This window comes from Affinirhizobium straminoryzae, assembly GCF_007004135.1.
Classification (GTDB): Bacteria; Pseudomonadota; Alphaproteobacteria; order Rhizobiales; family Rhizobiaceae; genus Neorhizobium; species Neorhizobium straminoryzae.
The window spans coordinates 1-25,814 of the sequence record NZ_VJMG01000039.1; the positions used below are offsets into that span (position 1 = coordinate 1).

The window sequence follows — 25,814 nt, forward strand, 5'->3', positions numbered from 1 at the left end:
TCGAGGCCAAGGGCAACGACGCCTTCAATGCAGCGCCAGTCGGATCCGGTCCCTACAAGTTCGTGTCATGGCAAAAGGGTGTTTCCGTAGCTCTCTCTCGCAATGACGACTACTGGGGCAAGAAGGGTCCGTTTGCGAAGGCGGAGTTCCGGGCCGTGCCGGATGCGGCCACCCGCCTTGCCAATCTTCAGGCGGGCACCACCGATCTGGCGGTTGGTCTTGATGTCGATCTTGCCGCGCAGCTGAAATCCTCGGCAACCGCCAAGCCGCTTTCGGTCCTAACCGAGCGCGTCGGCTATGTGAAACTGAACCCAAACGTTGCGCCCTTCAACGACAAGCGCGTCCGCGAAGCCGTCGCCCGCTCGATCGACAAGGAAGGGATTGTCAACGGCCTGCTAGGTGGTGTCGACAAGCCAGTCGCTCAAATGGTGACCACCTCGCATTTCGGCTATGTCGATGGCGTCGAAGGCTATGCCTTCGATCCGGCCAAGGCCAAGCAACTGGTGAAGGAGGCGGGAGCCGCAGGCAAGGCCGTGACCTTTGCCACGGCACCGGCATTCGACCAGCGGATCGTGCAGGCCATTGCCCAGATGATCGGCGAGACCGGGCTGACAGTTAACATCGAAATGACGGATATGGCGACCTATCTGAAGCGCGCCCAGAGCGAGCCCGCCGCGCAGCCCTCCATCGCGTTTGGCCGCTGGTCCTGCGCTTGCCAGGATGCCGATGGCGTTCTGTTCCCGCTGCTCCACTCATCCAGCTCGTGGTCATCCGTCTCCAACCCGGAGATCAACAAGCTTCTTGAGGACGCCCGCAACACGCTGGACGAAAAGCGCCGCGTCGAAGACTACAAGACCGTCAGCACCTGGATGGCCAAGGAAGCACCGATCGTTCCGGTCTATCAGGCGGCCATCGTTTATGGCGCGGCCAAGAAGCTCGAATGGCAGCCGACAGCAAACGAAAGCCTGTTCCTCAACCGGATGACCTGGAAGGACTGACGGAATTGCAGGCAGGCCGCATCCTCGGCCTGCCTCCCAAACCAGAAACGGAATTCCCGGTGCCGGCCTTTTTCCTCAAGCGCATTTTTCAGGCCTTTATTGCCATTCTCGGCGTGGTCACCCTTATCTTCTTCCTGCAAAGGATGACGGGTGATCCGGTGCTTCTGCTCGTGCCGCAGAATGCGACCCGCGAAGATATAGAGGCCATGCGCTCGGCACTCGGTTTCGACCGGCCGCTCATCACACAATATTGGGATTATCTTTCCGGCATCCTGTTGCTCGATTTCGGACGCTCCTACGTGCAGAACGAACCGGTTTGGACGCTGATTGCCAGCCGCCTGCCCTATACGCTGATGCTGGCGGGCGGAGCGCTCACCGTAGCCTTCGGGCTCGGCATTCCGCTTGGGGTGACCATGGCGGTGCGGCGGGGACGCGCCGAGGCCAAAGCCATGATGGGGCTTGTGCTGGCGGGTCAATCCATGCCGACCTTCTGGAGCGCCATTCTGATGATTATGGTCTTTGCAGTCTGGCTTGGCTGGCTGCCGCCCTCAGGCGCACGCGACTGGCAGAGCCTGATCATGCCCTCGATCGTGCTCGGGCTACTCTCTATGGCAACCTTTGCCCGCGTTTCGCGGACCGCCGTCCTGGACGAACTGGAAAAGGACTATGTGCGCACCGGCCGCGCCAAGGGCCTGCCCATGCTGCGTATTGTGATGCGCCATCTGCTGCGCAATGCGGCGATCCCCGTCGTGACAGTCGCGGCGCTGGAAATCGCCAATCTTCTGGCTGGCGCGGTGATCGTTGAGACGGTGTTTGCCTGGCCGGGTCTGGGGCAGTTGACGGTGCAAGCAATCAGCGCGCGCGATTTCATGCTGGTTCAGGGCGTCGTTCTGCTGGGAGCAACTACCGCCATCGTCCTCAACCTGATTGCCGATATTCTCTATAGTCTCATTGATCCGCGCATCCGCATGGAAGGAAGCGCCTGATGGCAGCGACGACCGCCACAACGCCTCGCCCTACCAAGCGCTCCATTCCGTGGACGGTACTGCCGTTTGCAGCCATTCTGGTCGCCTTGCTGTTGATCGCGATCTTGGCTCCACTGGTTGCGCCGATGGACCCCAACACGCAGAACCTTTTGGCGCGGCTGAAAGCACCGGGGTTCCAGGCACGCGGCATGACCTATTTCCTCGGTTCTGACGAACTGGGCCGTGATGTGCTGAGCCGCCTGATTTATGGTGCACGGGTTTCGCTGCTGGTCGCTTTCGCCTCCGTGACCCTATCAGGCATTTTCGGCACCGTCGTCGGCATGATCGCCGCCTTCTATCGCGGCTGGACTGAAACGCTCATCATGCGGCTGGTGGATATTGTCCTGTCGGTTCCGGCGATCCTGCTTGCCATCATCACGGTTGCGGTGCTGGGACCGAGCTTTGCAAATGTCGTGATCGTGCTTTCCATGACCCGTTGGCCCCGCTATGCGCGTGTCGCCTATGGGCAAACGCTTTCCGTCGCCAATATGCCCTATGTGCGCCTATCCCGCTTCATGGGGGCGGGGTGGCTGCGGCTTCTCTCACGCCACATCCTGCCCAACATTGCCGGTGCGCTGATCGTTGTCGCGACGCTGGAGTTCGGCCTGATGGTTCTGTTCGAAGCGGGCCTGTCCTTCCTCGGTCTCGGCGTGCAACCGCCAACCGCAAGCTGGGGTGCCATGCTGGCGACCGGCCGCAATTACGTGGCGACCGCCTGGTGGATCGCCACATTCCCCGGACTGGCGCTGTTCCTGCTGGTTCTTTCCATCAATCTCATCGGCGACCACATCCGTGACCGCCTCGATCCCCGCGGCAGGTAGGAGTTAGTCCATGAATTTCGTCAATGAGTTTCAGGGTAAGAAGGTTATCGTCACCGGCGCTGGCGGCATTATCGGCGGGTGGATCGCGGAAGCCTTTGCAAGGGAAGGTGCGCTCGTCTGCCTGACGGATCGCAGTCTGGAGCGGATTGAAAACCGCAAGGCCTCACTTGACGGCAAGGGACATCTGGCGCTGGCCGCCGACCTCACGGATGCGGCTTCGCTCATTGCATTTGCCGATCACGTGGCCAAGGCCTGGGGTGCGCCGGATATTCTCGTCAACAATGCCGGTATCTACCCCTCCGGCTTCCTGCTCGATATCTCGTTCGACGACTGGGACGCGATCTTCGACATCAATCTGCGCGCACCCTTCATTCTGTCGCAGCTTTTCGCCAAGCAAATGATTGCCGCCGGCAAGGGCGGATCGATCGTCAACATCTCTTCGGGTGCCGCCCGCAAGATGCGCACCACCGTCGTCCCCTATTGCACGTCGAAGACGGCCCTCGACCGGCTGACGAAGGGCTTTGCGATCGAGCTTGCGGAATATGGCATCCGGGTGAATGCGGTGGAGCCGGGCTTTGCCGCCGGCAGTGATGTCAGCGCTCTGACGCAGGATCACGTCTCCAACGTAACCGCCTCCATTCCGCTCGGACGCGCCTCCTCTGCCGCCGATGTCGGTGCCGCCGTGCTCTACGTTAGCTCCGAGGCCGCAGCCTACATGACCGGTGCCACGATCACCGTCGATGGCGGCAATTCCATCGGTTCGCAGGTGGTTTTCCAGGCGAAGAAAAAAGCGCTTTGACAGGGAGTTGAATTGTGTCCGATCCACTCTCGACCAAATTCCCCTGGCCTGCCTATCAGTGGCCTGAGGGCAAACAATCCGCCGTCCTGCTGTCGGTCGATGTCGATGCGCATGTGCCCTACATGTGGGCGCATCGCGATGGCGTACCCGACCGGCTCGGCACGCTGGAAATCCGCCGCTTCGGGCCGCGCACCGGGATCTACCGTTTGCTTGATCTGTTTGCGCGCTATGATGTGCGCGCGAGCTTCTATGTGCCCGCCCTGACCGCCGAGGCCTATCCCGAAATGCTCCCGGCCATTCTCGAGGGCGGCCACGAGATTGGCCTGCATGGCTATTTCCACGAGATCGTTGCCGATGCCAGCGACGCGGAATTCACCGGCGCGCTCGAGGCCAGTCTCGAGTTGTTCCGCAGAGAGATCGGTCGCGCACCGGTCGGCTTCCGCTCCCCGGCCTGGGAGATGACGCCGCATATGCTCTCCGAAATCCGCGGAGTGGGCTTGGCCTACGATTCCTCGCTGTCCGGCTTCGACCATCCTTACGAGATCGATGGCATGGTGGAAATCCCGGTCCAGTGGGCGCTGGATGACGCCATCTTCTTCAAGTTCGAGGGCGGTGGCCGCGACAAGTGGCCCTATCAGTCCGGGCAGGCGGTCCTTCAGGATTGGATCAGCGAATGGCAGGCCCTGCACCGGTTCGGCGGCCTTTTCACCTTGACGGTTCACGACTGGATTTCCGGTCGCGGCCAGCGCATCGCGCTTCTTGAAAAGCTGCTCGACACGATCACCGCCGCCCCGGACAGCTGGATTGCGACGGCTGAGGAGATCGCAGCCCATCACGCCTCTTCGACCAATGTCAGAAAACATGCAGTTGGCCCAGAGATACCGGCAGCCATCGGAAACCGGAGGTTCGGGCAGAGCCATGGCTGAGGAGTGGAACGTGAGCAAGCAGGCGAGCCGCAGCACCGGAGGCCTGGTCGCCTGTCAAAACTGGCTGGCCTCCGAAGCGGGTGCGGCGGTGCTTCGGCGCGGCGGCAATGCCATGGACGCGGCCGTGACCACGGCCCTGACGCTGAGCGTGGTGGAGCCATGGTTGTCAGGCATTGGCGGTGGCGGTTTTCTGCTGCGGGCGGATGGTGCAACGGGAGAGGTGGACGCCCTCGACTTCAATGTCCGGTCCTCCCGCAATCTCGATCCCAAAGATTATCCGCTCGCCTCCGGGCGCGATGGAGACTGGTTCAACTGGCCGCAGGTGCAAGGGGACCGGAACCTGATCGGCTATGGTTCGATCTGTGTCCCCGGTGCCATTGCCGGCCTTTCGGAAGCCTTGGCCAAATTCGGCACGATCAGCTTTGCCGAGGCGCTGCAGCCCGCCATCGAGCACGCTGAAAAGGGGCTGGTCATCGACTGGTTCACCAGTCTCTGTCTTGCCATCGATGCCGAAGGTCTTGCGCGTTTTCCGGCATCGGCTTCTCTTTTTCTCGATAATGGCAGGGCACCCCGCGTGCCGGAAACAGGCAAGAGCCGGACGATCCCCATGCCGCGCAAGGCCACTATGCTGGAGCGGCTGGCGCAATACGGTGCACGCGACTTCTACGAGGGCGAAACAGCCCACATGATCGTGTCAGACCTTCAGGCCGGGGGATCACCGATTGATCTGGGCGAGATGCGCAATTACAAGCCCCACTGGTCCAAGCCATTAGCGATTGACTTCCATGGCCTGAGGGTCAATGCCATGCCGGGACTATCCGGTGGTCCAACGCTGGTCGCGGCCTTGGCCGAGCTCAACAAGACCCTGCCGGATCAGGATGCGCTTTCCAGCAGCACGGCGCTGGCCTTTGCCCGCGCGATCCGACGCGCCTCGGAGCACCGGCTGAAGACGCTGGGGCATGGCAGCGCTGGCGAAAGCTGCACGACCCATATCAGCGTCGTGGACAGCCAAGGCACCATGGTGTCGCTCACCAACACGCTTCTCTCCCGTTTCGGGTCGAAGGTGGTGCTACCCTCTCTGGACCTGTTGATGAACAACGGCATGATGTGGTTCGACCCTCGCCCCGGCCAGCCCAATTCCATCGCGCCCGGCGTGCAGCCGCTCGCCAATATGTGTCCCATCATCGCCACCGAAAACGGCCGGCCGAAACTGGCTCTCGGGGCCGCGGGCGGGCGTCAGATCATGCCCGCAGTGGCACAGATCCTCTCTTATGTCGCAGCCTATGGTCACTCGCTGGAGGAGGCCTTCCATATGCCACGTCTCGATGCGAGTGGTGTCACTCTGCGAGTGAATGAAATCGCTCGGCACGATATCGCAGCCCGGCTCGGCAAGGAGTTCCCGGTCGAGATCATTGCCGACACGCTTTATCCGGTGAACTTCGCCATTCCCTCTGCCGTCATGCGGGAGGGGGAGGAGAATATCGGCATGGCGCATCCGCGCCATCCTTGGGCTGCGGTGGGAAGGCAAGAGGCATGAGCCATCCCCTTCTCAGCGTAGACGAACTGCGGGTGACGATTGGCGGCCAGCCGGTGGTGGATGGCATCAGCTTTGACATTGCTCAGGGCGAGATCCTTTCGCTCGTCGGCGAATCCGGTTGCGGCAAGTCTATGACGGCGTTTTCCGTCATGGGACTTTTGCCGCGCGCGGCGCGTCTTTCAGGCGGTCGGGTGATGCTGGACGGCACGGAACTGAGCGCACTGACGGAAACCGAGCTTCAGGCATTGCGCGGCAACGAACTCGCCATGATCTTTCAGGAGCCCGTCGCCTCGCTGAACCCGCTGATGAAGATCGGTCGCCAGATCGAGGAAAGCCTTATCGTCCACCGCGGTCTCGAAGGGCGCGAAGCCAGACGTGCCGCGATCGACATGCTGGCGGAAGTGGGCATTCCCGAGCCGGAGATCCGCGCCGGGCAATATCCGTTCGAACTCTCGGGCGGCATGTGTCAGCGTGCCATGATCGCCATGGCGCTGATCTGTCGTCCGCGCCTGCTGATTGCCGACGAGCCGACGACGGCGCTGGATGTGACCATCCAGGCGCAGATCCTGGATCTGATGAAGAAGCTGCGCGACGAGACGGGCACGGCCATTCTTCTGATTACCCATGACATGGGCGTGGTGGCCGAGATGGCTGACCGCGTGGCTGTGATGTATGCTGGTCGCGTGATCGAGACCGCCCCGGTCGACGCGCTCTTTGCTCGGCAGGAACATCCTTATACCCGGCTGCTTCTGAAGACCATTCCGCGGCTCGATGGTGAGCCGAAGGAGACACTGCCTGTCATCGAGGGCCTGGTGCCGGATATCGGTCAATGGCCAGAAGGGTGCCGGTTCAGCCCGCGTTGCCCACTGGCCAACGACGCCTGCCGCAAAGCTGTACCGCCTCTGGCGAGCCGACGGGACATCGGCAGCACGGCCTGCTGGCATGCCGAACAGGTAGGAGCGATCTGATGGTAGAGCCTCTTCTCTCGGTGAGCGACCTGAAAGTGCACTACCCCATCCGCGGTGGTCTGTTCGGTCGACCGGTCGGTTACGTGAAGGCCGTCGACGGCATCGATATCTCGATCGCGCCGGGGGAAAGCGTTGCCCTTGTTGGCGAATCCGGCTGCGGCAAGTCAACTCTCGGTGCCGCAATCCTTGGAATGACCCGGCCGACAGCGGGAGAAATCCGGTTTGACGGCAAGCCGGTGATCCATGGCGAGGCTTCGAGAGCGCGCAACCTGTCGCGCGATATCCAGATCGTCTTCCAGGACCCGGCGTCAGCGCTCAACCCGAAACTTTCGATCGGTGAAAGCATTGCCGAGCCGCTGGCGATCCATGGCGTCGGAACTGCTGCAGAAAGAAAAACGCGCGTCGAGGAATTATTGGGCCTTGTCGGTCTGCATGCCGGCCATGCGACGCGCAAGCCCAATGCCTTTTCCGGCGGGCAGAGGCAGCGCATCGTCATTGCCCGTGCCCTTGCGCTGAACCCCAAACTGTTGATTCTGGATGAGCCTGTGTCGGCGCTTGATGTCTCCATCCGCTCGCAAATCCTGAACCTGCTGCTCGATCTTCAGAAACATTTCGGCCTCTCCTACCTCTTCATCAGTCATGATCTATCGGTGGTGCGGCACTTTGCCGATCGGGTTGCGGTCATGTATCTGGGGCATATCGTTGAAACCGGCGCGACGCAGGATGTCTTCGCCAACCCTGTTCATCCCTACACTGAGGCCCTTCTCTCCGCGGTGCCCTTGCCGGATCCGATGGCACAGCGCACCCGCCGACGCATCATCCTGAAAGGTGATCTGCCGAGTCCAGCCAATCCTCCAAAGGGCTGCAAATTCGTCACCCGCTGTCCGCTGGCGCAATCGGTCTGCCATGAGAGGCAGCCGGAACTGCGTCGGGTTGCGCATGCTCACGCCTCAGCCTGCCATCTGCGCGCATGATAAATCGAGTGTTTTTGATTGAGGCGAGCCAGAAGACGGTGCAGCTTGATTTTGCAAGCAGCGTCAATTGCGATGTGTGGGGTTGGACCAAGAACGGCAGCGACCATGAGTTGCGGGGCTAATTTGCGGCGCATATCTCGCGTTTTATGTAGCGCTTCAAGACCGAAAATGTCGATGGCATTGCATGTTCTTGCGGCGATCGAACCACCGACCCGTTATTCAACAGCAAAGGAACGGCACTGCTTGGTTTCCAGCCTTTCTCCTCTCAAGAGGCCTTGCAGAATCCGATGGCCGGCAAACGGGTAGTCGAGATGCAGTTCGTCGATCATCCTCAAGGAAGCCGACATTCTCGGCATCGTTGCCTGATACTGCGTAGATAAGGGGTGAAGTGAAATGACTGCAAAAGATGGTAAATTTTCTGTCGACGCCCGTCAGCGCCTGCTGCGTGGTGTCGACCTTCTTGCCGACGCGGTCAAGGTGACGCTCGGCCCCAAAGGGCAGAATGTCGTCATCGAGAAGTCGTTCGGCGCACACCGGATCACCAACGACGGCGTATCGGTTGCCAAGGAGATCGAACTGGAAGACAAGTTCGAAAACCTCGGTGCCCAATTGCTGTGCGAGGTCGCCTCCAAGACCAATGACCTGGCCGGAGACGAAACCACCACGGTCGTTGATGGTGGCGGCAGCAAAGCCGAGATCGAAGCCCGCGTGGCCCTGATCAAGGCACAGATCGAAGAAACCTCATCCGATTACGACCGTGAAAAACTGCAGGAGCGGGTCGCAAAGTTGGCCGGCGGCGTGGCGGTCATCCGGGTTGGCGGCTCGACGGAAATCGAGGTCAAGGAACGCAAGGATCGCGTCGATGATGCCCTCAATGCCACGCGGGCAGCGATCGAGGAAGGGATCGTACCGGGCGGCGGTGTCGCCTCGTTCCGGGCGCGGGAAGGCCTGACGGGCCTCAAGAATGAGAATGTGGATATTCAGGCGGGCATCCAGATTGTCATCAAGGCTCTTGAAGCCCCAATCCGCCAGATCGCCGAGAACGCCGGCGTGGAAGGCTCCATCGTCGTGGGCAAGATCGCCGAAAACCCGTCGCCGACCTTCGGGTTCAACGCGCAATCGGAAAAGTTTGTCGATCTGCTGGAGGAAGGCATTGTTGATCCCGCCAAGGTCGTCCGCACGGCCCTGCAGGACGCGGCATCGGTTGCCGGTCTTCTCATCACCACCGAGGCCTTGATCGTCGAATTGCCGAAAGAAAAGTCTGCCGTTCCCGCGGCACCCGGCGGCGGTTACGACTTCTAAATCAAGCTTGGAGGACGACGCCAGACGCATAAATCTGGCGGCGTCCTTTTGTGCTGAGTGCGGACCCACAACGTCATCCGCACGGCTGGGACTGTTTCGAAGCGTATGGTCGCATCCGAGAGCATCGCGCTTTCGAAGCCCGGGCTCTGCTCCACAGCGCAAGATCCGATAGAACCTCACTTACGCTTGGCAAGAAGGTCCGTTATGTCACGACGGGTGGCCACGAAGTCGGCGTCATCGCGATGACGCGGCCGATCGCTGGCAATGTCGAAGATCCTGGAAATTCGGCCCGGACGCGGCTCCATGAGCACGACCCGGTCCGACAGGTAAATCGCCTCTTCAACATCATGCGTCACCATGACGACCGTACTTCTCTCCTTCTGCCAGATCGCCAGCAACTCATCCTGAAGATGACTGCGCGTCAGGGAGTCCAGTGCGCCAAGCGGTTCGTCAAGCAGCAACAGCGGCGGGCGAGGTGCAAGCCCTCGGGCGATCGCGGCCCGCTGCGACATGCCTCCGGAAAGCTCATGCGGCAGGGCTTTTTCAAAGCCGGCAAGACCGACGAGATCGATCAGGTATTGCACCCTTTCCCGCTTTTCCGCCGCAGAGCCCGCGACACTGTGGAGACTGAGCGCAATGTTTTTCTCGACACTGAACCAGGGAAGCAGCCGATGGTCCTGAAAGACGATGCCGCGCTTCAGGCTCGGCCGATCAATGACTTCACCATCGACCTTGATGTGACCGCTATCCGGCCCATCCAGTCCCGCCAGGAAGCGTAACAGCGTCGACTTGCCGCACCCGCTCGGCCCGACAATGCTGATGAACTCGCCAGACCCGATGTCCAACGAGACATTGTCGAGCGCGTGGACAGTGCGGTTTTCGACATGAAAGGTTTTCGAGACGTCGGCAACCCGAACGGAGCCGGCATCAGAAGCCGTCGCACGATAAAGGGTCAAGCTATCCGCCATGATACGAGCCTCCTTGAGAATCCGATGATGAGCCGGTCAAGGGCGAACCCGATGAGGGCCAAGAACAGAACGCCGAGCAGCACCTGGTCCATGCGGGCATATTCGCGGGCCGCGGCGAGATAGGCTCCAAGGCCGTCGCCCATGCCGTTTATGTAACCGGTGCCAATCAGATACTCTGCGCCAAAGGTTCCCAGCCAGGCAATGTTCAGGGACAGTTCCAGGCCCGCGAGGATCGCAGGCAGGGCAGCCGGCAGAACGATCTTCGTCAGCGTCGCGCGGCGATCAAGTTCGAAGACCCTGCCAATCTCGCGAAAGGGTGCCGGCACATTCTGACAGCCGGCCTGGGCGGCCAGCGCCATTGGGAAAAAGGCGCCAAGCGAAATCAATATGATCTTCATCGTCTCGCCATTGCCGAACCAGGCGCTCAGCAACGGAATCCACGCGAGATGATGGTATCCGGCTCATATTCGACAAGTCGGATACAGCGATCGTGGTCGGGTATCTTCAGACCTTCCACAAGTGCGCGCTGCACCGCCTCGATCACCTCAAGACGACGGCCGCCGATCCAGCCCTGCCGCGTTTCAATGCGTGTTGCAGGCATTCGAGCCTCTCCCCCTAGATCAATTCAACCCTTGAACCAGGCGCGAGAAAGATTGCCGCCGAGACCTTCGGCGCCCTGTGCATAGTCGCGAACCCTGACGCTGCCGACGACCGGCTGGATCGGCGAAACCAGATTGATCACCGGAAGATCACGCGCAATGATCACCTGAAAATCCCTGAAATACTGAGCGCGCTTGTCGAGATCCGGCTCCGCCGACGCTGCTTCCAGCAGGCGATCCACCTCCGGGTCTTCGTAGTGGCTGGCATTCGAGAAGGGCAGTCCAATCTTGAAATTCTTGCTCCAGTAGACGCGCTGGACGCCGGCTGTCGGATCAAAAGTATTCGACAGTGACTCGACCGAAAGATCCCAGGCGCGATCGGTGTAGACGACCTTCACATAGGTCGCGAAATCGAACTTCTGGATATCGGGCTCGATGCCGATCTTCGAGAGTGCCTGGGCGATGAAATCGGAATATGTCTGCGGGTTGAAGGGATTGGTCGTAACACGAAGCTTGAACCGCTTGCCGCCCTCCTTGCGCGGGAAACCGGCCTCGTCCAGAAGCTTTTCTGCAAGCTTGGTATCGAAGGTCACAAACGGAATATCCGGGTTGTGAAACTTCGGAAGACCCGGACTGATGGGTGTCGGGGAGGGAATGGCATAACCGTACAGGACGACGTTGATCAGCGCTTTGATATCGATAGCGTGCGCTATGGCCTGGCGGACTTTCAACTCCTTGAGATAGGGGTTTTCCAGATTGATCACCAGCTGGTTCTGCTGCCCGGCATAGGCATAGATCCGATCATCCACGTTGAGGGTCTTGATTGATTTCAGCCTCTCCAGATCAGCCAGCGGAACGGGATTGGGGCCGATGTCCGCTTCGCCGGTTTCGAGCGCGGCGGCGCGTGCACCAGCATCATTGACGAGCCGGATGATGACACGGTCGAGATAAGGGCGCGGCGCATCCCAATAAATGGGGTTCTTTTCCAGGAGAAGATGGCTGCCGGGCACCCACTCCTTCAGAACGAAGGGGCCGCTGCCAATAATCTGATCCGGTTTGGGATTATCGGTGGGCTTGAACGTTTCGAAGATGTGTTTCGGCACGATGGGCGATTCAGATCCCGCCAGCGCGGTGATCAGTCCCGGCGATGGCTTGGCGAGCTTCAACTTGGCAACCAGCGGGTCGGAACTGTCGACCGCGACGACCTGCGCGAAGATCGCACGTCCGCGCGGATGCGCCTCCTTCAGGCGGAAGATGGTGAAGGCGACGTCTGCCGATGTGAGAGGCGTGCCGTCGTGGAATTTGACGCCCTCCCGAAGCCTGAAGACATATTCAAGGCCATCAGGCGAGATCGTCCACTCCTTGGCCAAGGACGGCTTTGGGGTGAGGTCATAATCATAGGTCAGCAAGCCATCGAAAATCTTGGAGCCGATGAACTGCGGGCCACCGGCGCTGGTGTTGATCGCGACAAGCTGGGTTGGCTCCGGAAAATAGACGATCTTCAGGGTGCCGCCGGCAACCGGCGCTTCAGAGGCGGCAAAGCCGCCGCCAGGCATGGCGACGAATGCCCCTGCGGCAAGGGCGATTTTGTGGAAATCACGGCGGGAGAGGGTCAAGATTCAGTCCTTCATGTTGAGGGCAGGAGGTAGCGCAGTTGCAACTGGTCCTTCGGAGGGCGCGTGGCTCACGCGTTCGTTCCGGCCCGAGACGGGCCATCGAATGAAATCGGAGGACGCCCGGTCACAGTTCGACGGACGTCGGAGCAAGGGTCAGGCAGCGTCAGCTGCCGGTGCGGTGGGCTGGTGATGATCCACCGTGCCCACCACGTCCGTGCCACGTTTCAAGAGATTGAGAATGGGGCAGAACTTTTCCACCGCCGCGGTGACCTTTCCGATCTGTTCGGCCGTCGCTGATGAGACGAGTGTCACCGTATAGGCGATGTTATGCGGATAAACCGGGATTGCTTCATGACCCGCCGATCCTCCACGCGGATCGATGACTGCGGAGACGTCCGCTTTCAGCGAATCCAGCGGCACGCCCTGATCTGCCGCATGAATCAAATAGGTATGCGTCAGGCAACTGGAGAGTGCGCCCAGCAGCAATTCCGGAGAGGAAGGACCGAGGTCGTATCCCGCAAAATCGAGAGGGCTATCCGTAATGACCTGAAAATCACGGATGCGAATGCGCCGCACGCCGCTGCGTCCTTCTGCGGTTGCGGCCGCCTTGAGCGTGACAGGACCCGTTTCCCCGCTTGTTATGCGGCTGCGGCGGACACGCACTGCTTCTCTCTTCTGGCTGAGATAGTCATTCAGCGTTGTCACGCATTCTCTCCATTGTCACTGTATACGACATGATGCTTGCGACCGAGAGCGAAGATGATTCCGATCAACCCGGCGGCCAGAAGCAGGGCCTGCAAGGATTGGGGAACCTCAACAGGTGAGAAACCAAGCGCCACAGCCGCACCAAGAAGAAGAACTCCTGCAAGAGTGACCCGGCAGAGCGGCACATAACGGGCCAGTGTTTTCATAGTCGTTTCGGCAATCTGCATATGTCTATCCGTGAAGACCAAAGGCGCGAAAGATCGCGTGGTTCGCCCGGTTCCAGAGCTGATCTGGCACTCGCTTGTCGGCAACGAGCTGGCTGCCTACCGATGATAATTTCGGACAACATGGAGCGTTGTTCAAAGGCGAGAAATGTCCGTTCACAATACCAGCGAAAACGGCTTCCTATTTATCTATCATTTTAATAGAAAATTTGTTCCGCGGCTGAAATATGGGCCAGACGGCAATCATCAGAGACATTCTATGCGCTGGAAATCTAGGCCGAACGACGGTGCAAGGTGATCGTCACCGATCGCAATCAGGGGCACATATTCGTCAAGCACGATCACGCGTCGCCTTCATTCGTCCGCTGACCGCTTCACGAGGCACCGACACCAGCGAAAGATATAGGGGAAGCACAAGATCCAGGCCGCCTGATCAAGTGTGTCCGCTGAGGTCACAGCTTGGATAAGCATAACTCAATGTACACTTTGTCGCGGGTACGAATGTCGTGCTTGCAAGGTCATTGATGCACCGTGGCTCCGGGCCGCCGCACAATGCGCGGCACACTAAAAGACAGCGGTTATCTCGCCTCACGCCGCCTGGCAGGGTCGCATCCCGGCTTTCGCGCGGTGCGATAAATCTATTGCGGCCGCCCTACATCACAAGAGCCGACAACGTCGGGCCCAATTGTCATGCTTGGAATTCCGGGTGTTCGAAAGCCAGGACAGCCCTCGCTTCTGTGGGGTCGAGCCTTCGGATGGCGACGAGGCAAGTTTGGGCGCTGCAGCCTTGCGACAACGACGAAGCCGGAATATCGAGCGTGACAGCGTTGGGATTGCCGTGCCGTTCGATATTGCGGTCCCAATCGATGTCAAGCCAGGCACCGGTGGATAGCCGCGCGACACCTGGCATGATCGCGTTCGAAACCACCGCCACGGAAATCAGTCGACCGCGACCGTTGGAAACCTCGACGAGATCGCCCTCTGCAATACCACGTGCGACGGCATCCAAAGGTTGAATATGGATCGGCTCTCGACCTGCGATCTTGCCGGCCTTGCTGTGCGGACTGGCATCGAGTTGGCTGTGCAGCCGACGCACGGGTTGATCAGAGATCAGATGCAGTGTGGTTGCATCTCTGCCAGACGCCCCCAGCCATTCCGGCGGCTCAAACCATGTAGGATGGCCCGGACAATCGGCCAGGGAAAAGCCTTCAATTGTCTCGGAAAAGATCTCGATGCGCCCCGACGGCGTCGGAACAGGGTGCTCGACGGGCGATCCGCGAAATGCCTCCAGCATGACAACCGGCGCGGCGGAAGACCCAAGATCCAGCAGGCCCGTGTCCCAAAATGCTTCGAAATCCGGCAGAGCGATGTTACTGGCGGCTGCATTTTCTTTCGAGACCGCATAGATACGGCGCAGCCACCCCTTCTCGTCGAGGCCATCGGAAAAATCGATATCCATGCGCCTGGCCAGATCATCGAAGATGTCGAAATCGTTGCGCGACTGGCCGAAAGGGTCCTCCACCTTCTTCATCGCCACGACAAAATCCTCGCCGCTTGCGGCGCCGATGTCGTTGCGTTCCAACGAGGTCGTGACCGGCAGGACGATATCCGCCAGTTTTGCCGTCGCCGTCCAGTAGGGCTCGTTGACGACGATCGTTTCTGGCTTCTCCCAGGCCTTCAGCAACCGGTTGAGATCCTGGTGATGATGGAAGGGGTTGCCGCCCGCCCAGTAGACCAGCCTGATATCGGGATAGCTGTACACCTTGCCGTTATAGGTGAAGCTTTCGCCCGGATTGAGCAGCATATCGGCAATACGTGCGACCGGGATGAAGGTCTTGACCGGGTTTCGGCCTTGCGGGACATCTCCGAACTTGAAGCGGACATTGTCATTGCCGACCGAATTCATCGCACCGTAGCCGAGGCCGAATCCACCTCCCGGTAGGCCGATCTGTCCAAGCATGGCGGCCAGCGTTATGGCCATCCAGAAGGGTTGCTCGCCATGCACGGCGCGCTGCAGCGACCAGGACACGTTGAGCATCGTCCGGCTTCCGGCCATTTCTCTCGCAAGCGTCGCGATACGTTCCACTGGGACGCCACAGATTGCGGATGCCCATGCGGGTGTCTTGGGGTCGCCATCCGTCTCCCCCAGGAGATAGGGTCTGAACCGATCGTAGCCAACACAGTGGCTGTTCAGGAAATTAAGGTCGGCGAGCCGCTCTGTTTCCAGCACGTAAGCCAGGGCCAGCATCAGCGCCACATCGGTATTGGGGCGGATTGCCAGCCATTCGCTCGTCACCGGCATATTGTCGGAGACGGGGCTGATGTTGACGAAGCGCGTGCCGGCCTGCGCCATGCCCCGCATTCCTGCGACGACGCGATGACGGCCGGGGCCACCTTGCGATATCTGGGCGTTTTTGACGGGCACGCCACCAAAGGTGACGAACAACTCCGTCTCCTTTGCCATCACGTCCCAAGACGTGTGCTGATTGAAAAGGCTACTGAAACCGTCGATCACATGCGGCAGGATGACCTTGCCCGCCCCCAGACTGTAACTGTCGACATGGCTGACATAGCCGCCGATCAGGTTCAGGAAGCGGTGGACCTGGCTTTGTGCGTGATGAAAGCGACCGGCGCTTGCCCAGCCGTAAGATCCGCCGAAGATCGCCTCGTTGCCGAATTCTTCGCGGATCCGTTGGAACTCGCCCGCCAGTCGGTCAAGCGCGACATCCCATTCCACCTCGACGAACGGCTCGCGACCGCGAAGATGAGGGTTGGAACCCGGACCGTTCTCCAGCCAGCTCTTGCGGATGGAAGGCTTTGCGATCCGGACCTGCCTGAGATCGTTGGCCGCCATGTGGAGGCCGATTGGTGACGGATCCGGATCTTCCACAGTCCCCGTTATGGACAGGTCACCATTGCCGCTTCGCGCAATGTCGTAAACGCCCCAATGACTGGCAGTGTGGGTCTTGCTGCTGGGTAACCTGTCGGGGAGCTTCACTTCACGGCCACCAACTGCGCTTCGCGCCGGCCAAGGGCTTCGAGGACGATCCGTGCGCCGTCTTCTATCGCGTGCTCGATCGCCGCGCGCGCCTCCTCGGCCTGCCCCTTCTGAAGGGCGTGCATCAGATCATCGTAGTTGTGGTGCTCATTCGATGCCGACTGGGCTTCCGGATAAAGGTAGTTGAAGCCGGGGCCAGCCTTCAGCCACAGCATTTCAATGACGCCGAGCAGCGTCGGCATGCGGGCCGCCGCATAGAGTACGAAGCGAAACTCCTTGTTCAGCGTGAGAGCCAGATGCTGATCCTTGTCGGCCTTGGCCGAGAGATATTTCTTCAACAGCGCCTGCATCTGCCCGATGTCCTGCGCACCGATCTGGGTGGCCGCCTTGAATGCGGCAAGACCCTCGACCGATTTGCGGATCTCGGAAATCTCTGAATACTGGGCGACAGTCATTGTCGGCACACGGAAGGACTGTGCGGGCTCCGCCGTCAGGACACCGGAGGCTGCAAAACGAACAAGCGCCTCCCGCACGGGCGTGATGCTCATACCGAGCGATTCAGCCAGATCCTTCGTGACCAGCCGCGTTCCGGGCTCCAGCCGCCCTTCGATCAGAGCCGCGCGAATTTCCTCTTCAACATGGGTGACAAGGCTCTTTCTCGGGGCTGCATTGAACAAAGCTGTACTCACATCTTCCTCACTTTTGGAAAATTTGCCCGTTTTTTAACACGGATTCAAAATTGCCCATATCTTGCTCAGAAAGAATATATCATATATCGTCATCTCATCAACAGCCCGCCAGCATGAGGCCGGAGGGCGCGACGTGGATATGAGATACAAACCCCAGAGGAAGTGAAGGCCCGATGAGAAAATTTGCCGCTCTCGCTCTTGCAGCGTCAATGCTACTGCCCATCACCGCTGCAATCGCAGAGGCTGCCAACCTGACTGTCGGGCGCGGCGCCTCCACCACCGCCATGGATCCCGGCTTCCTCAAGGAAAGCGCGACGATCGTCGATAACATCTTCGACACGCTCGTCATGCGCGACAAGGAGATGAAACTTGTTCCGGGCCTCGCCACGTCCTGGACCGCCATCGACGACACCACCTGGGAATTCAAGCTGCGTCCCAACGTGAAGTTCCACAATGGCGAGGTGATGGATGCAGAGGCCGTCAAGTTCACCATCGATCGCGTTCTCGATCCGGCCGCAAAGTCACCGACCGTCTCCTATATCCGCACGATCGACAGCGTCTCTGTCGTCGATCCGCTGACGGTCCGCATCAAGACGAAGGGTCCCGATCCGCTCCTGCCAACCCGCATGAGCCGCTATCCGGCCTATATCGTTCCGCCGAAATACGTGAAGGAAGTCGGCAATGACGTCTTCGCCCGCAAGCCGGTCGGCACAGGCCCCTACAAGTTCGTTGAATTCATCCCGGACCAGCATGTCATCCTGGAAGCCAACAAGGACTACTGGCGCGGCGCCCCTTCGATCGACAAGGTCACATGGCGTGCCATTCCAGACGGCACCGCCCGCATCACGGCGCTTCTGACCGGCGAAGTCGATCTGATCGAGAACGTGCCGGTCGATATCGCACCGATGGTCAAGGCAAGCCCGGATGCCGATCTCGTGCAGGTCAAGAACGGTGGCCTCACCATCTATCTCGGCTTGGTGATGAGCGAGAAGCCGCTGGATAACGTCAAGGTCCGCCAGGCGCTCAACATGGCGATCGACCGCCAGTCGATCGTGACCAACATCCTGCAGGGCATGGCCTCGCCGCGCGGCACGCAGGTCGGTGCCGCCGACTTCGGTTACAAGGATGTGCCGGTTACCCCGTATGATCCGAAGAAGGCAAAGGCGCTGCTTGCAGAAGCAGGCTTCCCGAACGGCTTCTCGATCAAGGTGCAGTCGACCCACCGCTACATGAAGGACAGTGAGGTGGCCCAGGCGATTGCCCAGCAATTCGGCGATATCGGCGTCAAGGTCGATCAGGAAGTCCTCGACTGGTCCGTCTATACGCAGCAGGTTCCGCGCAAGGGACCGATCTTCATGCTCGGCTGGGGCTCCACCCAGACGCTGGATGCCGACGCTGCGGTCTATGCCATCTTCAAGACCGGCGAACCCTACTCCACGGCCTCCATTCCGGCATTGGACAAGCTGCTCGATGAAAGCCGCTCGATCGTGGACCCGACCAAGCGGGCGGCAGTTTTCAACCAGATCCAGGATCTGGCCGTCGAACAGGTGCCCGTCATCCCGCTCTACCAGGAAGATGCGCTTTACGCCAAGGCGAAATCGGTGACTTTCGAGGGCCGTCCGGACGCGCGTATCCCGATCTTCGACATCAAGAAGCAGTAAGGTCAGCATGACACGGTTCTGGAATGTCAGGGAAAACGCGGACGCCCTGTTCGCCGGGTTCCTGCTGGTAACGGTTCTGGCGCTCTGCGTCCTCGTGCCACTGCTGTGGCCGATCGATCCGGTGCGCGGCACCCTTACCGCGACATTCAAGCCACCACTCTCCGTCATCGGCGGAGAGTGGCATCCGCTGGGAACTGACCAGCTCGGGCGAGACCTTTTCGCCCGGCTGGGACTTGGCACGGCGATATCGCTGTCCATCGTTCTCGCCGCCTCTGCCATCTCGGTGGTGCTTGGCACGACACTCGGCATGATCGCCGGTTATTACCGCGGCTGGTTCGACATCATCATCATGCGCGCCGTCGACGTCCAGCTTGCCATTCCGTTCATTCTCCTCATCCTGCTGATCGTTGCCGTCATCGGCCCCAGCATGGGCAATCTGGTTGTCGTGCTCGGCGTCACCGGCTGGGCGGTCTTTGCCCGTGTCGCGCGGGCAAAGACGCTCGAAATCCGCGAGCTGGAATATATCGACGCCTCACGCTCCATCGGCCTGTCGGACATGGTCATCATCTTTCGCCATGTCCTGCCCAACATCGTCGGGCCGATCACGGTCCTGATGACACTCGACCTGCCGCGGCTGATCATTCTGGAAGCCTCCGTCGGCTTTCTCGGGCTGGGCGTGCGGCCGCCGACCCCGACGCTTGGCAACCTGATCGGTGAAGGCCGCGCCTTTATCCTGCTCGCCAACTGGCTGGTTCTCTACCCGGGCCTCGTCATCGGCGCGCTGGTGATTGGCTGCAACCTCATCGGCGACTGGCTCGTGCGGCGTGCCGACAGCAGGAATACGTAAGCCATGAAGACCCTGAGCTTCATCACCGGACGCGCACTGCAAGGCCTTGTCGTCATGTTTGGCGTCTCGGCCATCGTCTTCTTCGCCCTGTTTCTGACCGGCGATCCGGCGGCGATGATGATGTCGCCGGACGCTTCGCGCGCAGAACTCGAAGCCTTCCGTCAGGCGATGGGATTCAACGATCCAATCTGGGTCCAGTATGGCCGCTTTCTGGCAAGCGCTTTAACCGGCGAACTGGGAACCTCCTTGCGCTTCCAGCGTCCCGCGCTCGGCCTTTTGATCGAACGCCTGCCGGCGACAGCCCTTCTGGCCATGACGGCGCTGCTGTGGAGCTCGCTGCTGGGGTTCGTGCTCGGCACCATCGCGGCCATTCGCAAGAACAGCGCCATTGATTTTGCCATCCGCATCATCTCGCTGCTCGGCCAGGCCATTCCCGTCTTCTGGCTGGCATTGCTGCTGATCATCTTCTTCTCGCTGAAACTGCGCTGGTTGCCGTCGAGTGGCATCGGCTCGGCTGCGCACCTCATCATGCCGTCGATCGCGCTCGGCGCCTATTATCTCAGCGCCATCACCCGCTTGGTCAGGGCGAGCCTGATCGAGGTTCTGGGAGAAAATTACATCCGCACCGCGCGCGCCAAGGGCATTTCGTCGTGGCGGATCATCGTGCACCATGCGCTGCGCAACGCGCTGATCCCGGTCATCACCGTCCAGGGCATGTATTTTGCCTCGCTGCTGGGGGGCGCTCTGGTGACGGAGATGATTTTTGCCTGGCCTGGCATTGGGCGTCTTGCCGTCGAAGCGATCCAGAACCGTGACTTCCCCGTCGTGCAGGCCGTCGTCTTGTTTGCTGCCGCCGTCTTCGTCATCGTCAACTTTCTCGTTGATCTCGCCTATGTCTGGCTGAACCCGAGGATCAGGCTGTGATTTCAGACGCGACATTCGAGGCCGCCCTCGACCTGACAAGCCAATGGTGCGCCATTCCGTCGGTCAGGGGGGATGAAAAGCAGCTGCGCCGTCAGGCCGACGCCGTCACCGACTGGTTGAAGACGGAGCTCGGCGCATCGATTGTCTCCGCAGCATCCTCGCGCGGTCGCCCGCCGGTGCTTCACGCCCGCCTGGATGTCGGGTCACCGCTGACTGTCATCCTCTACAACATGTATGATGTAATGCCGGCCACGCCGGAGGGCTGGTCCGTCGATCCGTTCCAAGGCGGCATCGTCGCTTTCGACGGCATCGGCGAAAGTTTCGTCGCCCGTGGCGCGGAAAACAACAAGGGGCCTCTCGCCGGCATGCTGCATGCCATCAAGGCGCTGCTGGATAGAGGCAAGCTGCGCGTCAACGTCGAAATCCTTGTCGATGGCGAGGAAGAAAGCGGCAGCGGCGCGATGCGTGACTATCTCGCCGATCCTGACTGCCCCGTCCGCACAAGCGCCTCCGCCATCTTCCCGTCCTTCTGCGAATATGGCGGCGGGGCGCCGCGCGTTTATCTGGGCTTTTCGGGCATTGCCAAGGGCGAAGTGCGCGTCGATGGCGGCCCGTGGGGCGGCCCGAAGGCGGCCATCCATTCCAGCAATGCACCCTGGATCGCCAACCCCGTGAGCCGCCTGCTCGAGGCCTTGTCCCTGATTGGCAAGCCGCCAACCGGGGAACTGGCGAAAATTGCCCTTGATGACGAAGCGATCGGCATCGTCACCACACTGGCGAGGACCTTTGATCCGGTGGCAGAACTGCGCTTTCGCAACACGGAAGCCTTGTCGCTGGACGGCAGTGCGCAAGTGCTGCTCGAGCATGTGCTGTCTACGGCATCGTTTAACCTGTCGAGCCTGGAAAGCCTGCCCTTGCGTGCAGACGGCGTCATCCCCCATGGCGCCCGCGCAAGCTTCGAACTGCGCACGCCACCATCGCTGGACCCCGCCGATTTTCTCGCCGACTACCGCCGGAGGCTGGGTGCCGTCCCTGGCGCGGTTCTCAATGTCGCCGACAGCTATCCGGGCTTTCGCTTTGCCGCCGATGCGCCAGGGGTTGCGGCACTTCTGAAAAGCTACGAGACGACGGCGAATTCCGCGCCGCAGATCTGGCCCTGGGCGATCGGTGCTGCGCCTGCCTATGCCTTTGCGCCGCACGCCCAATCCTTTTTGCTCGCGGGTGCCGGCCGCGGCGGCAATGCGCACGGGATCGACGAATTCATGACGCTCGAAGGCTTTCGCCGCTTCATGCAGTCGATCGCGACTTGGCTCGACCTCATGGGCCGCGAGGCTGAGGCCGCATGAGCACGATCCGGCATCTCTCTCGCGACGATGCCATCAAGGCCGGCGCTCTCGATTGGGCGGCGGCACTCGAGGACGTGCGCGCGACGATCCGGCTCCTGCGCGACGGCAAGGCGGGCATGGTTGCCGAAAGCGTCATGCCGCTCGGGGCCGACCCGCGCAACAAGGCCTATGGCCTGCCCGCCTTCGTCGGCGGCGCGTATGACGCGGCGGGCCTCAAATGGACCGTGCACCGGGCCGAACCGATCGGCGATCTGCCGAGTATCAGCAGCACGACCATCATCAACCGCCTTGCCGATGGGGCACCCATCGGGAGCGTCGAGAGCGCCCTTCTCACCCGCATGCGCACAGCCGCCGTGTCGGCTGCGGCGATACGTGCGTTGAAGCCCGGCGGCCTACGCTCCGCTGCGCTTCTCGGGGCCGGTGCTCACGCGCAGACGCATCTCGACATGCTGTTCTCGCTGTTTCCGAAGATCGAGACGATCCACCTCTGGAACCGCACGCCGGCGCATCTCGACAGGTTGATCGGCAAGGCCAGTTCCCCCTCAGCAACCCGGCTCTTGCCCCACGCCGATCTCGCCGAGGCCGTCGCAGACGCCGATGTCATCATCTGCTGCACATCGGCGCCTCAACCGTTCATCGGCCCGTCAGTAGTCAAGCCCGGCAGGCTGATCATGCAGGTCGGTTTCCACGAAGTGATGTTCGAGACCATCGCGGCGACCGATATCGTCACCGTCGATCTCTGGGGTGATTTTGCGGAAAAGAGCGCCAAGAGCCTTTTCCAGATGTATCGCGCCGGCCAATTTCCGGCCGAGCGCGTGGCGGCGGACCTTCCAGCCATTCTCCTGGATGGCTGGAAGCCACCGGCGGATGCATCGCTCTATTTTTCGAGCTTCGGGCTCAACGTCTTCGACATCGCCTTTGCAGCCCGCATCCTCAGACATGCGCAGGCCCTGAACATCGGAACGCTGCTGCCCTCCATTTGATCAATGCCCATACAAGGAAACGGCCATGCTCATCACTGCCGCCGAACTCATCAGCAAGCTGCCGGAAGGCCGGCTGGTTCCTGTCGATGTCCGCCCGGAAACCGCCTGGCGCGACGCCAGCATTCCCGGCGCGGTAAGCCTCAATGTCTATGACTATTTCATTCCCGAAAGCGACGAAGCGGGCATTGCCGGCATGGCCGCTGGCGCACGCGAGGCTTTTGATCGTCTCGGTCTGGGCAAGGATCGCGTGCCGGTCTTTTTCGAGGAGCAGACGGGAATGATCTCGCCGCGCGGCCTGTGGTTCTACGAACTGGTCGGGCTCGAAGGCGGTCTCATCCTGGATGGCGGCATCGAGGCCTGGAAAGCGGCGGGCGGCGATATCGCTCCGGGTGCGGGCTTACCGGATGCCATCCGGCAATCGGACGGCGATGTCGCCTTTCATCGTGAACTGGCCGCCTCCACCGAAGAGGTTCTCCGGCATGAAGCCGACATCTTCGACGTGCGCCGCCGCACGGAATTCGAAGGCACCTTCCTGCATCCCTGCTGCGCCCGTGCCGGCCGCATCCCGCATTCGCATTTCGCCTTCTACGAAGACATGCTGCGGGACGGGAAATACCGTCCCGCCGACGAGATCCGCGAGATCGCCGAAAGGGCCGGCCTGTCACCGGATCGCGAGATCATCACCTATTGCCACCGCGGCGCCCGTGCGGCGACGGCGCTTTACGGCCTGAAGCTGGCAGGCTTCGACAGGGTGAAGATCTATGTCGGCTCCTGGCACGAATGGGCCGGCAATGCGGCCCTGCCCCTGGAAATCGGGCCGGCCGAGGAAGTCTAGCTAGAGCCAGCTTTGGATCTCGATCGGGCTGCCATCGCTGAAACGTGAGAAGCGGAACGGCGTCGGATCGACGCAGGGCGTTCGGTCCGTCACGATCTCGGACAAGAGGCGCCCCGCCCCCGGACCGATGCCGAAACCATGGCCGGAGAAGCCGGTGCTGATCACAAGGCCCGGCAACGCCTCAACCTTCGAGATCACAGGGATCACATCCGGCATGGTATCGATCATGCCGCCCCATTTCTGCAGGATCGGCACGTCGCGAAAGGCCGGGATGCCGACCTTCAGATGGGCTTCGACCCGTGCCAGCAGGTCCAGATCCGGCGTCGGATCGAGCACCCGGATCGTCTCGTAAATGCTCTCTTTGTCCAGACCGCGATGGCGGTATTCGACCAGCTCGTCGAAAAACGGCCTGCCGAAGCGCAGTTTCAGCGATTTCCGTTCCAGCCGGAAGGCTGGCATGAACTGCCTGAAGAAGCGAAAACTGTCCGGCACGATATCGGCGAGGCTGGTGGCCGAGGACGCGACGGTGAAACCACCATCGAGCCGCTTGCGGATGGCGAAATCCGAAAAGCCCATTGTCGTCTCGATCCCTGCATCGACAGGTGCCGTCCGCAAGACGGAAGAAAGAACTTTCAACTGCGGCAGGCGCACCCCATGCCGCGAGAGGAAATGCGAAGACCAGGCACCGCCGGCAACGATCACCGTCGAGGCTCGTATGCGGCCCTTCTCGGTCACTACGCCGGAAACCCTGCCCGCTTCGATATCGAGACCACGCACGGCGCATTGCTGAAGAAGGATGGCGCCTGCCGCCTGCGCTGCGCAGGCGATGGCGGGTGCGGCAAGCTGTGGCTCGGCCCCTGCATCTTCCAGCACGTGGAGGCCGCCTAACACCGTGCGGTTCAGATCCCGCACGAAGCCCGCGACCTGCGCAGGATCGAGGATTCGCGCATCAATGCCGAATCCGCGTGCAGCCAGCGCCCAGCGCTGATGGCGATCGCGCGCCTCGGGCGTCTTTGCGGCATAGACGATCCCGCGCCTGCGATAGCCCACATCCACCCCGGTTTCCTGGCGCAACGTGTCCCAGATGGCGTGGGACTGCAGCATCAGCGGCAGCTCGCGCAGGTCGCGGCCGGCAAGCCTCACCCAGCCCCAATTGCGGCCGGACTGTTCGCCGCCGATCTCGCCCTTTTCGAGAAGGGCAACGCGAATTCCTTGCCGGGCGAGAAAGAAGGCGGCGGAAACGCCGATGATGCCGCCACCGACGATCGCCACATCGACCACATTGGGATGCGTTTCGGAATCAGCGACGGGGGTCATGGCCGGGCCGCGATGAAGGAGGGGAGCGTTCATGTCAGTAGCAGTCTTCCACGCTGAAATGCACCGGAATTTCGGCAATGCTCGCTGTCCTGGGAAGTTCGAGGACCATATGAACGATCCGGGCTAGATCTTCCGGTTGGGTCAATTCCGTGCTGTCGCGATTGGCGAGGGCATTTCCCATGTCGGTCGCGACAAAGCTCGGACAGATGATCGTCGAGCGAACACCGCTATCCTTGCCGCACTGGCGAAGGCCATGCCCCAAGGCGACCGCTGCAAATTTCGACATGGCATAGAGGCCGGAGCCGGCGGATTTGACCCGCTTGCCGGAGAGAGACGCGACCGTCACCACGCGACCGGCGGCTGCCTTTTCCAGATGCGGCCAGGCGCGTTGAGAAAGCCGCATCGGCGATTTGACATTGACGTTGAAGATCAGGTCGAAGTCGGCGTCTTCTGCTTCCAGCACGGATTTCGGGATCATCATGCCCGCATTGTGCACCAGTCCATCCAGCCTGCCGAAATGGCTGATCGTCTGATCCACCCAGGTCCGCTCGCTTTGCGGATCAAGCGCATCGAAACGGCAGACCAAGGCACTCGGGTTGCCGGCAAAGACGGAGGCTTCGGGCGTGCGCACCCCAAGGCTCACGGCCCAGCCTTCGGCAAGAAGCTTTTCCGCGATGGCAGCGCCGATCCCGCGCGAGGCGCCGCTGATCATCGCAACCCGGTTCTGCGTCGACATGTCTCTATTTCCTTTC

The 25,814-nt window shown here is 60.9% G+C and carries 25 protein-coding genes; 15 read left to right on the plus strand and 10 right to left on the minus strand.

Going from position 1 to position 25,814, the window contains the following annotated elements; translation table 11 throughout:
* The 9 genes from FNA46_RS14600 to FNA46_RS14640 all read left to right on the plus strand — a co-directional run.
* Nucleotides 1-998, plus strand: a 998-nt coding sequence (locus FNA46_RS14600; protein WP_143125950.1) for an ABC transporter substrate-binding protein, incomplete at its 5' end; no start/stop codon positions are given.
* On the plus strand, nt 941-1,984 hold the full coding sequence (locus FNA46_RS14605) for an ABC transporter permease (protein WP_246103092.1): 1,044 nt from the start codon (nt 941-943) through the stop codon (nt 1,982-1,984). The genes FNA46_RS14600 and FNA46_RS14605, both read left to right, overlap by 58 nt.
* Nucleotides 1,984-2,844, plus strand: coding sequence for an ABC transporter permease (locus tag FNA46_RS14610; RefSeq protein ID WP_143125951.1), 861 nt, complete (start codon nt 1,984-1,986; stop codon nt 2,842-2,844). The genes FNA46_RS14605 and FNA46_RS14610 overlap by 1 nt, the downstream gene beginning before the upstream one ends.
* A 10-nt stretch (nt 2,845-2,854) precedes the next feature.
* Nucleotides 2,855-3,643, plus strand: coding sequence for an SDR family NAD(P)-dependent oxidoreductase (locus FNA46_RS14615; RefSeq protein ID WP_143125952.1), 789 nt, complete (start codon nt 2,855-2,857; stop codon nt 3,641-3,643).
* A 14-nt stretch (nt 3,644-3,657) separates the two neighbouring features.
* Nucleotides 3,658-4,569, plus strand: a complete 912-nt coding sequence (locus FNA46_RS14620; protein WP_143125953.1) for a polysaccharide deacetylase family protein — start codon at nt 3,658-3,660, stop codon at nt 4,567-4,569.
* Between the two features lie 10 nt (nt 4,570-4,579).
* On the plus strand, nt 4,580-6,106 hold the full coding sequence (locus FNA46_RS14625; RefSeq protein ID WP_246103098.1) for a gamma-glutamyltransferase family protein: 1,527 nt from the start codon (nt 4,580-4,582) through the stop codon (nt 6,104-6,106).
* Entirely contained in the window at nt 6,103-7,074 is a 972-nt protein-coding gene (locus FNA46_RS14630) for an ABC transporter ATP-binding protein (protein WP_143125955.1), read from the plus strand. Before FNA46_RS14625 ends, FNA46_RS14630 begins: the two co-directional genes overlap by 4 nt.
* The gene (locus FNA46_RS14635; protein WP_143125956.1) at nt 7,074-8,048 is read left to right on the plus strand and encodes an ABC transporter ATP-binding protein; all 975 of its coding nucleotides are present in this window, start codon (nt 7,074-7,076) and stop codon (nt 8,046-8,048) included. The genes FNA46_RS14630 and FNA46_RS14635 overlap by 1 nt, the downstream gene beginning before the upstream one ends.
* A gap of 393 nt (nt 8,049-8,441) precedes the next feature.
* Nucleotides 8,442-9,350: a TCP-1/cpn60 chaperonin family protein gene (locus FNA46_RS14640; protein ID WP_143125957.1), complete on the plus strand. Its 909-nt coding sequence runs from the start codon at nt 8,442-8,444 to the stop codon at nt 9,348-9,350.
* 176 nt (nt 9,351-9,526) lie between these two features.
* Here the strand turns inward: FNA46_RS14640 and FNA46_RS14645 are convergent, their stop codons facing one another.
* The 8 genes from FNA46_RS14645 to FNA46_RS14675 all read right to left on the minus strand — a co-directional run bounded on the left by FNA46_RS14645 (nt 9,527) and on the right by FNA46_RS14675 (nt 17,149).
* On the minus strand, nt 9,527-10,318 hold the full coding sequence (locus tag FNA46_RS14645) for an ABC transporter ATP-binding protein (protein WP_143125958.1): 792 nt from the start codon (nt 10,316-10,318) through the stop codon (nt 9,527-9,529).
* Nucleotides 10,303-10,716 (minus strand): ABC transporter permease, encoded by a 414-nt coding sequence (locus FNA46_RS14650; protein WP_246103106.1) that lies wholly within the window; start codon nt 10,714-10,716, stop codon nt 10,303-10,305. The genes FNA46_RS14645 and FNA46_RS14650 overlap by 16 nt, the downstream gene beginning before the upstream one ends.
* Nucleotides 10,717-10,742: 26 nt before the next feature.
* The gene (locus FNA46_RS26085; RefSeq protein WP_185969866.1) at nt 10,743-10,919 is read right to left on the minus strand and encodes a hypothetical protein; all 177 of its coding nucleotides are present in this window, start codon (nt 10,917-10,919) and stop codon (nt 10,743-10,745) included.
* A gap of 24 nt (nt 10,920-10,943) precedes the next feature.
* Nucleotides 10,944-12,533: an ABC transporter substrate-binding protein gene (locus tag FNA46_RS14655; protein WP_143125960.1), complete on the minus strand. Its 1,590-nt coding sequence runs from the start codon at nt 12,531-12,533 to the stop codon at nt 10,944-10,946.
* A 153-nt stretch (nt 12,534-12,686) separates the two neighbouring features.
* Nucleotides 12,687-13,238: an OsmC family protein gene (locus tag FNA46_RS14660; RefSeq protein ID WP_143125961.1), complete on the minus strand. Its 552-nt coding sequence runs from the start codon at nt 13,236-13,238 to the stop codon at nt 12,687-12,689.
* A complete protein-coding gene (locus FNA46_RS14665; protein WP_143125962.1) occupies nt 13,235-13,465 on the minus strand; it encodes a hypothetical protein in 231 nt (76 codons plus the stop codon). Before FNA46_RS14665 ends, FNA46_RS14660 begins: the two co-directional genes overlap by 4 nt.
* A 685-nt stretch (nt 13,466-14,150) precedes the next feature.
* Nucleotides 14,151-16,460, minus strand: a complete 2,310-nt coding sequence (locus FNA46_RS14670; protein WP_143125963.1) for a molybdopterin-dependent oxidoreductase — start codon at nt 16,458-16,460, stop codon at nt 14,151-14,153.
* Nucleotides 16,457-17,149: an FCD domain-containing protein gene (locus FNA46_RS14675; protein WP_210245885.1), complete on the minus strand. Its 693-nt coding sequence runs from the start codon at nt 17,147-17,149 to the stop codon at nt 16,457-16,459. The genes FNA46_RS14670 and FNA46_RS14675 overlap by 4 nt, the downstream gene beginning before the upstream one ends.
* Before the next feature lie 209 nt (nt 17,150-17,358).
* Between FNA46_RS14675 and FNA46_RS14680 the strand changes: the two genes are divergently transcribed.
* The 6 genes from FNA46_RS14680 to FNA46_RS14705 are packed head-to-tail and all read left to right on the plus strand — an operon-like array spanning nt 17,359 to nt 23,745.
* Nucleotides 17,359-18,810: an ABC transporter substrate-binding protein gene (locus tag FNA46_RS14680; protein ID WP_246103100.1), complete on the plus strand. Its 1,452-nt coding sequence runs from the start codon at nt 17,359-17,361 to the stop codon at nt 18,808-18,810.
* Nucleotides 18,811-18,817: 7 nt separating this feature from the next.
* Nucleotides 18,818-19,657 (plus strand): ABC transporter permease, encoded by an 840-nt coding sequence (locus tag FNA46_RS14685; RefSeq protein ID WP_143125965.1) that lies wholly within the window; start codon nt 18,818-18,820, stop codon nt 19,655-19,657.
* 3 nt (nt 19,658-19,660) lie between these two features.
* Nucleotides 19,661-20,581, plus strand: a complete 921-nt coding sequence (locus FNA46_RS14690) for an ABC transporter permease (RefSeq protein ID WP_143125966.1) — start codon at nt 19,661-19,663, stop codon at nt 20,579-20,581.
* A complete protein-coding gene (locus FNA46_RS14695) occupies nt 20,578-21,927 on the plus strand; it encodes a M20 family metallopeptidase (RefSeq protein ID WP_143125967.1) in 1,350 nt (449 codons plus the stop codon). The genes FNA46_RS14690 and FNA46_RS14695 overlap by 4 nt, the downstream gene beginning before the upstream one ends.
* Nucleotides 21,924-22,910, plus strand: coding sequence for an ornithine cyclodeaminase (locus tag FNA46_RS14700; RefSeq protein ID WP_143125968.1), 987 nt, complete (start codon nt 21,924-21,926; stop codon nt 22,908-22,910). The genes FNA46_RS14695 and FNA46_RS14700 overlap by 4 nt, the downstream gene beginning before the upstream one ends.
* Nucleotides 22,911-22,935: 25 nt before the next feature.
* Entirely contained in the window at nt 22,936-23,745 is an 810-nt protein-coding gene (locus FNA46_RS14705) for a sulfurtransferase (RefSeq protein ID WP_143125969.1), read from the plus strand.
* Here the strand turns inward: FNA46_RS14705 and FNA46_RS14710 are convergent, their stop codons facing one another.
* Together FNA46_RS14710 and FNA46_RS14715 are read right to left on the minus strand one after the other, a co-directional pair.
* A complete protein-coding gene (locus tag FNA46_RS14710) occupies nt 23,746-25,095 on the minus strand; it encodes an NAD(P)/FAD-dependent oxidoreductase (protein WP_246103102.1) in 1,350 nt (449 codons plus the stop codon).
* Between the two features lies 1 nt (nt 25,096).
* Nucleotides 25,097-25,798, minus strand: coding sequence for an SDR family NAD(P)-dependent oxidoreductase (locus tag FNA46_RS14715; RefSeq protein WP_143125970.1), 702 nt, complete (start codon nt 25,796-25,798; stop codon nt 25,097-25,099).
* Nucleotides 25,799-25,814 lie beyond the last annotated feature (16 nt).

Coding starts and splice junctions, on each gene's coding strand:
- FNA46_RS14685 (WP_143125965.1), top strand. CDS start 18,818: ATGACACGGTTCTGGAATGTCAGGGAAAACGCGGACGCCCTGTTCGCC.
- FNA46_RS14715 (WP_143125970.1), bottom strand. CDS start 25,798: ATGTCGACGCAGAACCGGGTTGCGATGATCAGCGGCGCCTCGCGCGGG.
- FNA46_RS14650 (WP_246103106.1), bottom strand. CDS start 10,716: ATGAAGATCATATTGATTTCGCTTGGCGCCTTTTTCCCAATGGCGCTG.
- FNA46_RS14700 (WP_143125968.1), top strand. CDS start 21,924: ATGAGCACGATCCGGCATCTCTCTCGCGACGATGCCATCAAGGCCGGC.
- FNA46_RS14630 (WP_143125955.1), top strand. CDS start 6,103: ATGAGCCATCCCCTTCTCAGCGTAGACGAACTGCGGGTGACGATTGGC.
- FNA46_RS14710 (WP_246103102.1), bottom strand. CDS start 25,095: ATGAACGCTCCCCTCCTTCATCGCGGCCCGGCCATGACCCCCGTCGCT.
- FNA46_RS14610 (WP_143125951.1), top strand. CDS start 1,984: ATGGCAGCGACGACCGCCACAACGCCTCGCCCTACCAAGCGCTCCATT.
- FNA46_RS14605 (WP_246103092.1), top strand. CDS start 941: ATGGCAGCCGACAGCAAACGAAAGCCTGTTCCTCAACCGGATGACCTG.
- FNA46_RS14615 (WP_143125952.1), top strand. CDS start 2,855: ATGAATTTCGTCAATGAGTTTCAGGGTAAGAAGGTTATCGTCACCGGC.
- FNA46_RS26085 (WP_185969866.1), bottom strand. CDS start 10,919: ATGCCTGCAACACGCATTGAAACGCGGCAGGGCTGGATCGGCGGCCGT.
- FNA46_RS14705 (WP_143125969.1), top strand. CDS start 22,936: ATGCTCATCACTGCCGCCGAACTCATCAGCAAGCTGCCGGAAGGCCGG.
- FNA46_RS14635 (WP_143125956.1), top strand. CDS start 7,074: ATGGTAGAGCCTCTTCTCTCGGTGAGCGACCTGAAAGTGCACTACCCC.
- FNA46_RS14640 (WP_143125957.1), top strand. CDS start 8,442: ATGACTGCAAAAGATGGTAAATTTTCTGTCGACGCCCGTCAGCGCCTG.
- FNA46_RS14645 (WP_143125958.1), bottom strand. CDS start 10,318: ATGGCGGATAGCTTGACCCTTTATCGTGCGACGGCTTCTGATGCCGGC.
- FNA46_RS14690 (WP_143125966.1), top strand. CDS start 19,661: ATGAAGACCCTGAGCTTCATCACCGGACGCGCACTGCAAGGCCTTGTC.
- FNA46_RS14680 (WP_246103100.1), top strand. CDS start 17,359: ATGCTACTGCCCATCACCGCTGCAATCGCAGAGGCTGCCAACCTGACT.
- FNA46_RS14665 (WP_143125962.1), bottom strand. CDS start 13,465: ATGCAGATTGCCGAAACGACTATGAAAACACTGGCCCGTTATGTGCCG.